Raw genomic sequence first — 12390 nt, 5'->3', positions numbered from 1 at the left:
AACCGCTAACCGCTAACCGACATTATTCTCCTTGATATAGCTGATCCACCGTTAAATGCACGGCCGGCAGAAAGTGCTCCCGAAAATAATCGACCTCCGGTAAATCGATCTTGTTGAGTCGTATTTCAATGTCGTCCATGGCATCCTTAAACTCGAAATTGCCGGCCCGAGTCTCTTCGACGCATTTGACATAGGCGCTGATCGTATCGGCAGCCTTGACCAATTCGGTAATCGACTCCTCGCAGGACTCGGTGACATAGTTATACAGATCGTCTTTTAACGCATCGGGCAAGGTATCGACTAATGCCTGCGAGGCGACCGACTCGATGTCCTTATAATGATTTAATATTCCGGGATTGAATTTTTTGATCGGCGTCGGCAGATCTCCGGTAATGCTTTCGTGCGCGTCATGATAAAGTGAGGCCAAGACGACCTCGCCGGGGTCGATCGCCCCGCCGAATAGCTCGTTTTTGATGATGCATAATAAATGCGCGATCACGCAGACATCGAATGAATGTTCCTTGACGTTTTCATTGATCGAATTACGTTTAAGCCCCCAGCGTTGAATATATTTCAAACGGTTGATGGTAGCGAAAAATCCCGACATGATTGTGGCTCCGTAGCGAAAAATGCGTAACTTATTTTAACGATAAAATATCACGGATATTAATATACTTCGCGCGGCCACATTCGCGCGAAGTATAACCTTTGTAGATCATAATTCGGCGCCTTGAATACGATCAAAAATTGTGGCGTCGGTTGCCTAACTTAATTCATGCCCGTTCCTTAAACCGCTTTGCAGGTTCCGGCGGACAAAAAAAAGCCGGAGCATAAAGCTCCGGCAAAACAACACACGAGGTAAAAAAGGTAACGAGGGGGAGAATCAATCGCGAATACGGCGATTGGAAAACATGATACTAAACATCGCGGCCGAGGCAAATGTCATTGCTGAAACGATAAAAGCTCCGGAAATGAATCCGAAAATTCCGATGATAAACATCAGACCGAGCGCGATATCTTTCTGAAAATCAGTCATTTCGCAATATCCTAGTGAAAAGGTATGAATTAATGGGATTGAAGGCAACTATACCGAGTTGCCTTAGTGTTAACAATAGGATTAATTATTGATAGATTGTTTCCTATTGCGTAACAAAAGATCTTTTAGCTCATTCTTCGGTTAATTTGAGACTCCCTTTTGCGCTTCTGACCGTTATTTTGCCATGGATTCACTCCGGGCTATCCTGCCCGGAGCCCTTCGGGTAAATGCAAATCCGTTCCATACGGATTTGTGGCGGAGTCCAGTGACGTGTATGGCAAGCTTTTGACACTCATTTAGAGCCTGAATGCAAGTATTACTTATTTCTGTGACGGCTTAACTTAATGGCAACGATGTTAGAGCTGGGTTAACATCAAACAATAAAAAGGGGGTTGAATATCCCCTTTTCGATTTAAAGATTTATGCGTTTTTTATTTTTTCTCTTTGAGCAAATCTCTGATCTCGGTTAATAGTTGTTCTTCTTTGGAAGGTTCCGGCTCAACTTCCGGCGCCGGCGCCTCTTGCCTCTTGAGCTTGTTAATAAATTTGACAGCAATGAAAATCGCAAAAGCGACGATAGTAAAGTCGATCAATGTTTGAATGAATTTACCGTAACCTAAAGTAACGGCTTCCGCACCTTCCGTGGCTTCCTTTAACACAATAGCTAGATCGGAAAAATCTACGCCCCCGATCAAAACGCCGATTGGCGGCATGATAATGTCACCGACAAATGACGAAACGATTTTACCGAATGCCGCGCCGATAATAATACCGACCGCCATGTCGATTACGTTGCCCTTAACCGCGAATTCTTTGAACTCACTTAAAATACTCATAGTAAAACTCCACAAAAGATAGAATTGTTATTATTGCTCTTGCCATAGAAGTCCACTCCAATACCATCCTTTGTTAATGAGGTCGAGGTTAAGTTCGTCTCACCGATACTCCAAGTCCGCCCTGATCCCCCCCCTTTTTTTTGAGCATAAGTATCTGCACATCTTTATCATTTAAAATCATACTGTTATAAAGTTTTTTCTGGTTTTTTATAAAGATAGGGACTAAAAATTGATGTTTTTAGTCTACTTTTTTATCCTAGATTACAGAAAAATTAACTTAACTAATTGTTTTATAAAACTGAAAAATTGTGTAGATACTTATGCCTTTTGGGAGAACAGTATTTTTCGTCGATAAATGTCTTTTGGCCTTGCCTATTTCCGTTTTGGCTCTCCTTAACCCAAAAGCGCATCGATATCCTCTCCGTGGATTACTTCTTTTTCCTGAAGAATTTCGGCAAGCTGATCCAAAACGTGCCGTTTAGCAGTCAAAATATCCATCGCGCGCTCGATTCCCTCATCGACCAGCGCCTTGACTTCGGCATCGATCAGCTTAGCGGTTTCCTCGCTGTAATTGCGATATTCGGTGCCTTCGGTTTCGAGAAATTGCAGTTGTTGACGTTTGCCGTAAGTCAACGCACCGAGTTTGGCGCTCATGCCCAAATAGCACACCATGGCCCGAGCGATTTCACTGGCTTTTTCCAAGTCGTTTTGCGCGCCGGTCGATACATTGCCCAATGCGATCGCCTCCGCCATGCGCCCACCCATCAAAATCGCGATTTGATCTTTTAGTTCGGCATCGGTGGACAGAAACTTTTCCTCGACCGGAAGCTGCAGTGTAAAGCCCAAAGCCGAAACGCCGCGCGGAATGATCGAAACCTTATGTATCGGCTGACCGGTGGGAACATGCTTGGCGACCAATGCATGACCTGCCTCGTGGTAAGCAACGCGGCGTTTTTCCTCGGGCCCCAACGCTCGCGATTTTTTCTCGGGACCGGCCAAAATACGGTCGATCGCCGCTTCGAAGTCTTCCATGCGTACATCGTCGCGATCGACGCGCGCCGCTAGAATCGCTGCTTCGTTCGCGATATTCGACAAATCGGCGCCGACCAATCCTGGTGTGCGTTTGCCGACGACGGTCAAGTCGACGTCGGAAGCGAGCCGCATTTTAGCACTATGCAGTTTGAGAATTTTGACGCGGTCTTCGAGGTCCGGTTTGTCGACAATAATCTGCCGGTCGAAGCGTCCGGCGCGCAGCAAGGCTTTGTCGAGAATTTCCGGGCGATTGGTCGCGGCCAATACGACCACGCCCGACGACGGGTCGAATCCATCCATTTCGGTCAGCAATTGATTGAGCGTTTGTTCCCGTTCGTCATGGCCGCCCATCACCATTGGCCCTCCGCGCGAGCGGCCAATCGCATCGAGTTCGTCGATAAAGATAATACAAGGGGCTTTTTGGCGAGCCTGTTCGAATAAATCGCGAACTCGGGCAGCACCGACACCGACGAACAGTTCGATAAATTCAGAGCCGCTAATGTTAAAAAACGGCACGCCGGCTTCGCCCGACACCGCCCTTGCCAGCAAAGTTTTACCGGTTCCGGGCGGACCGACCAGCAATGCGCCTTTCGGCATACGTCCGCCGAGCTTTTGAATTTTTTCCGGGGCTTTAAGAAATTCGATCGATTCCTTTAGCTCCTGCTTCGCACTCTCGCTACCGGCAACATCGTCGAACGTGATTTTCGGTTGCGTTTCCGGATGTATCTTGATTTTATTACCGATATTCAAAAAGCCGCGCCCGGCCGGTCCGCCGCCGGCCATGCGCCGAAACAGCCAGGACCAGATCGCTACTAAGATCAGCATCGGAATGATCCAATTGAATAGGATATTGCCAAGCCAACTTTCTCCGCTTCTAACGATGTAGTCGACGTTATGCTCTGCGAGCGTCTCGGCGAGATGTTCATCCCACAGAGGAATGGTCATGAAGTGTTGGGGAGAATCTGACGGGGTGTCGGGCTTGATCAGGCCGGTAATCGTTTTTTCAGTGACCACGGCACGTTGAATTTTGTTATTCTTAACCAATTCGAGAAATTGGTTGTAGGGTAGTTCGTCTTTTTGTAGTTCGGTAGCCTGATTGAAGATCGAGAAAATCATCAACAAGCCCAGGCCGATCAACAAATAGCGTGTCAATTTATCGTTCTTATCGGGCTTTTCCGGCGCATTGATTTCCTTTTCCGGCTCGGGTTTAAAAAGTGACCGATAAAGACCGGTCAGTATTGTTTTTAGCGATTTCAGTAATTGAAGCAGAAACCCGGTCAATATTTGCAGGAAATTATCGGAATTTTTTTTGTCCATAGTGATGACCTCGGAAAACGGACGAAATGGATCAGCTGTCTATTCTCACATAGTACCACTCAAATTATAAAAATTAACGCTTCTCACTCCTTTCACACTTCAAGTTTCGGCAGTACCTGAAGATGCGCCGGGGTGTGCGCTCCCTCACCCAGCGTTAGGTAAGGGGCATAGAGCCTATATGGGTGTATTTACTTCGCACCTAAATTCCATATCTATTAGTTATGGTTATACTCATCGTAGATCAAAATTCGGCACCGGGGACTCGTCAAAGGACGCCGTGAACCCAGCACCTAAATTACCCAAAATAGTTAACCATAGCCAGTGGGCTATGGAATTTAGGTGCTGGGTGAATACATCCATGTAGGCTCTATGCCAGCATCCATGCTGTCAAAGCCTTTGCGAGCACCCCGGTGCCTCCTTAGGCACTGCCGAAATTTGAAGTGCGAAAGGTATAACTGTCTTGGATAATCTAGGTGCTGGGCCTTTGGCTGCCCCGATGCCGAATTATGATCTATATTATGATCTATGATGGATATAGCAAAGAGTTTATTTAAAATCGATGAGTCGATTGCATCCGCATAATCAAGCCAACAATGGAGAAAACCGGTGACAGAATTTGACGAACTTACCAGAAAGCAATTAGAGACAAATCAGGCTAAAACATCAAGCTTCAATATCGCCGCGCTAAGCATTGCTATCATTGCGTTATTGATCGCCGGGATTTTTGCTTGGATCAGTAACAATCGAAATGCCGATCTTAAAGCGCAAGTGTCCCGATTGATTGCACAACAACAGCAGCCCAGTAAAATGGTAGGCTACCAACATTATGATGAGTTGGCGGCAAAAATTGAGCGCTTGAGTCAACAAGTTTCTGAATTGAGCGATGCTAAAGAGGCGCGAATCGACTCGACCGAGCCAGAAGTGGTTAGGGCTGATAAAATAAATGACTTGCTCGAAAAGCAAAAAATCTTGTTTGATAAATTTAATAACTTGGAAAATAAAATCAAGCAACTATCTGTCAAGTCGACAGCCAAGTCTAAATCAGGAACTCAGCAGCGGAGCTACGCCCCAAAAGCTCAGGATTACTCGATTAATATTGGCGCCTTTCAAAAAGCGGCTACCGCTGAAAAGAAAGCGGGACGTCTGAGAAAAGAAGGTGTTACCGTTGACATTAATGAGGTAGTCGTCGACGGCAAAACCTGGTATCGATTGACCATACCCGGCTTTAGCAGCATGCAGGAAGCCCAACGTTTTTCAGAAGCCTTAAAGAAGCAATTCGGTATCAAATCGGTTTGGATCGGTGTCGATCAAGCTTGGGGTCGTGGCTGAATGAAATATAGCCGATTATTTTTGATGACTCACTCGGAAAATCCGCGAATCGCTACATAAATTCAAGCAAGCCAACACCCTCACTAAAAGCTCTATGCTATCCGAACATTTCGACCCGATAACAACCGATTGCCGCCAAGGTATCAACTTAATCGAAGCCAGCGCCGGTACCGGCAAGACCTATGCGATCGCAATGCTGGCTCTGCGCTTTGTCGTCGAATTCGACATGAAAATCGACGAGTTGTTGGTGGTGACTTTTACGAAGGCCGCTACCGAGGAGTTGAAGGAGCGAATTAGGCTCAGACTCAATGAGGCTAAACAGGCTGCAAGCGGGAAAACCGAACACATTGACGGCGCGATCATCACGTGGTTAAACCGGCTCGAGATCGACCGCGACCTGATCAAAAAAAGGCTGGAATTGGCGCTACTCGATATCGACCAGGCCGCCGTGTTTACGATTCACGGTTTTTGCCAACGGGTCTTAAAAGAGCATGCGCTGGAAAGCGGCCAGCTATTCGATTCCGAACTGACCGCCGATGCGGCTGCCGTTAAGCAAGCTTGTGCCGACGATTTCTGGCGCGGCCAAATTTATCAAAGAGCCTCCTGGGAAGCCGCTTTGTTGACCGCAACGTACTCAACTCCGGATGCATTATTAGCCGGTATCGATCGCATTCCGCTCGACATCGAGATTTTTCCGGAGTATCGCGATCCGAACGAAGCATTAGCCGTCTGCCGGGAACAGGCAGAGCAAGCGCGTATCCACTTGGATCAGGCTGCTCAAACACTGCTGAACCACTTTGGTGACGGCTTCTTCAAATCGTCGTATACCGAAATTTTTGAACATCGCCTGCAAGAGTTGCGCGCCTGGCTAAACCAGGAAACACTGCAGCTTCCAAGCCCCGAGGCTTTTGCATGTTTGACGGTAACCGGCCTGGTCGATGGCTTGAACGGTAACAAGTTTAGAAAAACCAAAACGCAAACCGGCGAGCAGCGCAAGCACGAGTATCTGGCAACACTGAAAATCGACACCACGCCTTTCGAGGTATTGGTCGACTCGATCGATCGAATCGGTCTGGTTTTTCGTCGGGCGCTGTTAGAACATGTCCGCATAGAACTGGACAAGCAGATGCAGCAACTCAATATATTGTCGTTCGATGATTTGATTAGCCGGCTTGCCAATGCCTTGCAAGGCAATCAAGGGGAATTATTGACCGCCGAATTGAGACAACGCTTCAAGGCCGCATTGATCGACGAATTTCAGGATACCGATCAGAATCAGTGGCTGATATTTTCGACCTTATTCGGTTCAGACGCACATTATTTGTATTTGATCGGCGATCCCAAGCAAGCGATCTATAAATTTCGCGGTGCCGATATTTTTTCCTACCTTGCCGCACAGCAACAGGCGCATCATCGGTTTACCCTCGGCACGAACTGGCGTTCGCAGCCGACCCTGGTCGAGGCGGTTAATGCCTTATTCAGGCGCGAGCGGGCCTTTTTTCTCGAACAGTTGCAATTCCATCCAGTCATAGGGGCTCCCGACAATGCGGACAAAGCCCTAAGTCTCGATAAAAAGACGCTGGCGCCGATGATGCTCTGGCAGCTGCCGCAAAGCGACAAGGGCCACTGGAGTTCCGGCAAAGCCGGCGAATGCCTTCAGGCCGAGGTCGTCAACGAAATCGTCGGATTGCTCAACGAGCCTTACTTTTTGAGCGATAGCGGCAGGCGGGTTCAGCCGGGCGATATCGCGGTATTGGTCAGAACCAATCGGCAAGCCTCGGAATATCAAGCGGCATTGCGCGAAGCCGGCGTCCCTTCGGTTTTGAACAGCACCGAATCGGTATTCGCGACCGCCGAAGCGGCCGATTTGTTTTGCTTGCTGCAAGCCATTGCCCACCCCGGCGACACGGTGCTATTGAAGCAAGCCTTGACGCTCGATTGGTTCGGGTTAGACGGGCAGACTTTATATCGTACCTTGAATCAAGAAGCGGCTTTGGATGCCTGGCTGTCGCATTTTTTGAATTACTATCAACATTGGCAGAGTCAAGGGCTGATGGCGATGATGCAGCGCTTGCTCGACCAGGAACAAATACGTCTGCAACTATCGGCTACTCGGCTTGCCGAGCGACGTTTGACCAACTTGCATCATCTAATCGAGTTAGTGCAGCAAGCCGCCGTCGACGAGCATTTAGGCATCGGAAAAACGCTGGACTGGCTGCGCGCGCGCATCGCCGATACGGCGGACGGCAAAGTCAGTCTCGAAGAGCAATGCATGCGCTTGGAAAGCGATGACGAAGCGGTCAAGATCGTCACGATGCACCGGTCGAAGGGGCTCGAGTATAATATCGTTTTTTGTCCGTCGCTTTGGCAACGCAGCAGCCGGCTCTCGACCGGTAGGACTTTGATTCAATGTCACGAGCAAGGGCGCATCGTCGCCGATTTAGGCTCGGAGGATTTCGAACGCCGCCGCGCGCAAGCGATCGACGAAGAATTGGCCGAGGATTTGCGCGTATGTTATGTCGCTCTGACCCGGGCTAAATATCGCAGTTATCTGGCCTGGGCCGATGTTCGAAGCAAGGATGTTCCGAATCAGTCTGCATTGGCTTGGCTACTCGATTTCGAAGATTGCGATTTTGCCGCGCAACAAACGATCCTGATCGATTATTGCAGCCGCGACCCGAAGGCTTTCGAATATCGTTTATTGGAATTACCGGCGATGCCAAAGGGTCGTTACGAAAAACCGCTCGACGAAACCCGGCTATCGGCAAGATCGAGGCAACGTTCTTTGCGCACCGATTGGCAAATGAGCAGTTACACGGCACTCTCGGCCTTGAGTCTACAGGATGCGCCGGAATTGCCGGAAGACAAGGCCCGCGAATCGGCTTCGCTCGATGCGGAACCGGCCTTGTCGGCGGTCGGCATGCAGGAGGCGTTGCCGAAAGGCGCGCATACCGGCAACGTCGTGCACGACTTGCTGGAGCATCTCGATTTCGCGTATTTGGCCGATATGCCGGACATAGCCGAGTTGCGCGATAACACCTGTCGACGCTACGGTTTGCAAACGGAGCACCCTGAAGCCATCGACCGCTTATTGCAAGCCGTCGTGACAACGCCTTTGGCCGAAGACGATCCGGCTTTTCTGTTGATGAATATTGCCGATGAGCTATGTTTGAAGGAAATGCCGTTTTATCTCGCAATGCAGCCGATGAACGCAGCACATATCAATGCGATCTTATCGGACTCTCCGGTTTATCAAGCGCTGAACAGCAAGCAAATGTGCGGTTATTTGACCGGTTTCATCGATTTGATTTGCGAATACGGCGGCCGTTATTTCGTCATCGATTATAAAACCAACAGCCTGCCGGACTACCGGCCGGAAACGTTGACGGACGCGATGCGCGAGCATAATTACGGATTGCAATATTGGCTGTATACGCTGGTGTTACATCGCTATTTGGGTCAACGCTTGGCCGATTACGATTACGAAAAGCATTTCGGCGGGGCATTGTATTTATTCGTGCGCGGCATGCAGCCCGAACAGCCGATGAGCGGTGTTTATCGGGATAGGCCGGATTTACGACGTATCGAGGCCTTATCGGAGATTTTTGGTGGAACGGAGGCTCTCGCTCCCAAGCTCTAGCTCTCGCCGTTATACACAAGTATCGGTAAACTTGCTAAACAGAGGTCGCCGTATACTTGGAAGCGGTGCTGTTTGATAAATCTGCGGATATTGAACATCAGTGGCTTCGAAATCGCGACGAAGGCGTCGCTCCCACAAGGGGGCATAAGTATCTACACATCTTTATCATTTAAAATCATGCTGTTATAAAGTTTCTTCTGGTTTTTTATGAAGATAGGGGGCTAAAAATTGAAGTTTTTAGTCTACTTTTTTATCCTAGATTACAGAAAAATTAACTTAACTAATTGTTTTATAAAGCTGAAAACTTGTGTAGATACTTATGCAAGGGGGGTAGGGTGCTCTGTGGGAGCGATCCCCAGATCGCGATTTCGAAGTCGGGAACGTTGAGCGACAAAAAATGGAATCGAGGTCTCATTGGTTAAGATGGCAAAAGGGTAATTTTTGACTTATGTATAACGATGAGCGCTCTAGCTTGGGAGTGTATATTTAAAGCATGTAGCCCGTATGCAGCGTAGCGGAATACGGGAATGGCGAGGCTCCGAGCTGCCCGGATTGCGCTTCGCTCCATCCGGGCTACGCTGTTTAGGATTCGGTCATAAATAACTTCCCTATTTTTAATACACGGTAAGCGAGTTACCGAACCCGCTACAAAACTTATAGCTCCAGGAAGTTGTTTTTCACGAAATCCTTACTCCCTTTTGATTGAAAAACCGTCTAAGAATAAAAGGTATGGGGGGCATAAAATAATTTCACCCACGAAATAAAAAAGCCGAAAGACAAATGTCATTCGGCTTTTTTTGCTATTCGCTTATTTATGATTCGATTATGAATCATTGTTGCGAATTTCGGTTATCGCTTGAGAACGACTCAGCGGTTGAATCTCTACAAAACCGACTCCCTGCTTTTGAATGCCCACTTCCTTGGCTGCGGCATAGGACAAGTCCAGTTCCCTTTTACCATGGTAAGGCCCGCGGTCGGTGATTTGTACGACAACCGATTTATGGCTTTTGGGATTGGTGACTTTCACGTAGGATAACAATGGCAGCGTTTTATGGGCCGCAGTCATCGCATACATATCGAATTTGCGTCCGCTAGCGGTTTTTTTGCCGTGAAACTTAGGCCCGTACCAAGAGGCTCGGCCCAATCGTCCTTTTGTCGGTTTTCCGGAGATTTTACCCGAAGTCAGCTTCGCTTTATGCTGATCGGATGCTTCAACTGTCTTTACAGGCTGAGTAAATAGACTACTCATCACAAACACAGAACTTGCCAATATGATTTTATTCATAATGTAAAGCCTTATTATTTAACAATAAAATGATTTTACCCTTGAGAATATTAAGCTAAACTTAAGCCGTAGAATTCAAAATCAATATTCGGGGTAAATATCTCCATGCCAAAAGCTATTGAGACACTGCCTTATAAGGGCTCCCTTTATTTCTCTCGTGACGTTTTAAAGCGTCTTATTAACTTCATTTTCCGGCAACAAGCGCCGAAATTTATCTGACAAATGACAGAAGAATCTACTTTTACCCGCCTCGATATGGCTTTTTCTCGTTTTTTGAGTCGCCGTAGCGCCTTGAGCGGTGCCGCGCAAGATAATTTCGAAAAACTGATCGCCCGTCTTTCCTTCGAGCAAAATCAAGGGCATAGTTGTATCCGTATTGATGCCAAAGCCCGTAAGGCAGTCTTGGCATCAGGTCTGGCTTCGACGACCGATGCCGCGCCGTTAATAGTTGAAGACGACCGACTTTATCTGCAGCGTTATTGGGCCTATGAAAAAAACTTGGTCAACCGGATCGGTGCAATGACCCGCGTCAATGTCTCCCATGCTGACGCCGAGGCCTTATTGGACCGCTACTTCCCGACCACTACAGGAGAAACCGACTGGCAGCGTGAAGCAGCCAAAACCGCGCTTAATCGAACGTTCTGCATCATTACCGGCGGTCCCGGGACTGGTAAAACCACAACTATCGTTAAGATTCTGGCTTTGCTGCAGGAATTGGCAGAACGCCCGTTATTCATCGCTTTGGCAGCGCCGACCGGAAAAGCCGCAATGCGCCTGCAGGAATCGATAGGTAACAGCAAGAGCGCCTTGCCTTGCTCGGAAGCTATCAAACAATCTCTTCCCGAATCGGTCACGACGCTGCATCGCCTGCTAGGCTCTCGTCCGCCTTCGCCTTATTTCCGGCATAATGCCGAAAAACCCCTGCCTTTCGATTTGGTCGTAGTCGATGAGGCATCGATGGTTGATTTAGCGTTGATGAGTAAATTGGTCGATGCACTCAAACCCAGTGCCCGGTTGATCTTACTCGGCGATAAGGATCAGTTGGCATCGGTCGAATCGGGCGCGGTATTGGCAGACTTGACCGCAGCGTTGCCGGATCATACTGTCGAACTAAAAAAAGCGCACCGATTCGATGTGACGATCAAAAACTTGGCCGAAGCGGTCAATTTGCAGCTCCCTGAAGCCGCTTGGTCGGCATTGCAGGCCGGTAATGAAAACATCGGCTTATTGAATCAAGATGCTATCGCCTATATTGCCGGACAGCGGCTCGATTATTTACGCGCGATCGAGAATTCAAATGATATCGAGCAAATTTTTAATGTCTTCAAGCGATTTCAAGTGCTCTGTGCGAATCGGGCCGGAAAATATAGCGTCGCCGATATTAATAGCCGAGTTGAGCGCCGATTGGCTTCAACAGGTCATATTAACCCTATCGGGACTTGGTATCATGGACGTCCGGTCATGATCACGCAAAACGATGCCGCGCTGCAGCTTTATAATGGCGATATCGGTCTGTGCCTGAAAGACTCTGAGCAAAACGGGAAATTGATGGTGTTTTTCCAGCGTCCCGACGGTAGTATAAAAAAATGCCTGCCGGCCCGATTACCGCATTGCGAAACCGTGTATGCGATGACGATCCATAAAAGCCAGGGCTCGGAATTCGAAGAAATTCTTATCGCTCTTCCAGACCAACATAATCCGGTGTTGACCAAAGAATTGCTTTATACCGCGATTACCCGCGCCCGGAAATCGGTCAAAATACTGGCCGATCAAAAGGTTTTCAACGAAACCGTGCTGCGTAAAATCGAACGCTTCGGGGGCTTGGCGCAAAAACTAATGCCCACAGCCGACTTATGAAGCTAGGATGACAAAGAAAAAGCCAGTCTACCAATTTGACTTTAATATAGGGAGCTGA

Annotated in this window: 8 protein-coding genes; 3 read left to right on the top strand and 5 right to left on the bottom strand. The window is 48.2% G+C overall.

The genetic code is table 11. The features are described from left to right. Window positions 1–22 precede the first annotated feature (22 nt). The 4 genes from yfbR to ftsH form a co-directional block, all read right to left on the bottom strand. A complete protein-coding gene (yfbR, locus tag MEALZ_RS17765) occupies window positions 23–607 on the bottom strand; it encodes a 5'-deoxynucleotidase (protein ID WP_014150037.1) in 585 nt (194 codons plus the stop codon). 276 nt (window positions 608–883) lie between these two features. Continuing rightward, window positions 884–1036, bottom strand: a complete 153-nt coding sequence (locus MEALZ_RS23005) for a hypothetical protein (RefSeq protein WP_017841142.1) — start codon at window positions 1034–1036, stop codon at window positions 884–886. Window positions 1037–1467: 431 nt separating this feature from the next. Further along, window positions 1468–1872: a large-conductance mechanosensitive channel protein MscL gene (gene mscL / locus MEALZ_RS17760; RefSeq protein WP_014150036.1), complete on the bottom strand. Its 405-nt coding sequence runs from the start codon at window positions 1870–1872 to the stop codon at window positions 1468–1470. Window positions 1873–2265: 393 nt separating this feature from the next. Beyond that, the gene (gene ftsH, locus MEALZ_RS17755) at window positions 2266–4221 is read right to left on the bottom strand and encodes an ATP-dependent zinc metalloprotease FtsH (RefSeq protein WP_014150035.1); all 1956 of its coding nucleotides are present in this window, start codon (window positions 4219–4221) and stop codon (window positions 2266–2268) included. 606 nt (window positions 4222–4827) lie between these two features. On the opposite strand from ftsH, the gene MEALZ_RS17750 reads away from it, so the two are divergent. Together MEALZ_RS17750 and recB are read left to right on the top strand one after the other, a co-directional pair. After that, window positions 4828–5550, top strand: coding sequence for an SPOR domain-containing protein (locus MEALZ_RS17750; protein WP_014150034.1), 723 nt, complete (start codon window positions 4828–4830; stop codon window positions 5548–5550). A gap of 94 nt (window positions 5551–5644) precedes the next feature. Continuing rightward, window positions 5645–9190: an exodeoxyribonuclease V subunit beta gene (gene recB / locus MEALZ_RS17745; protein WP_014150033.1), complete on the top strand. Its 3546-nt coding sequence runs from the start codon at window positions 5645–5647 to the stop codon at window positions 9188–9190. An 823-nt stretch (window positions 9191–10013) separates the two neighbouring features. Here recB and MEALZ_RS17740 read toward each other — a convergent pair. Beyond that, the gene (locus MEALZ_RS17740; protein WP_014150032.1) at window positions 10014–10475 is read right to left on the bottom strand and encodes a septal ring lytic transglycosylase RlpA family protein; all 462 of its coding nucleotides are present in this window, start codon (window positions 10473–10475) and stop codon (window positions 10014–10016) included. Between the two features lie 222 nt (window positions 10476–10697). Between MEALZ_RS17740 and recD the strand changes: the two genes are divergently transcribed. Further along, window positions 10698–12332 carry an exodeoxyribonuclease V subunit alpha gene (recD, locus tag MEALZ_RS17735; protein WP_014150031.1) on the top strand — a complete coding sequence of 545 codons (1635 nt, stop codon included), beginning with the start codon at window positions 10698–10700 and terminating at the stop codon, window positions 12330–12332. Window positions 12333–12390: the final 58 nt, after the last annotated feature.

This window comes from Methylotuvimicrobium alcaliphilum 20Z (assembly GCF_000968535.2).
In the GTDB taxonomy this organism is placed as follows: domain Bacteria; phylum Pseudomonadota; class Gammaproteobacteria; order Methylococcales; family Methylomonadaceae; genus Methylotuvimicrobium; species Methylotuvimicrobium alcaliphilum.
This window is presented reverse-complemented; position numbering and strand designations above follow the sequence as displayed.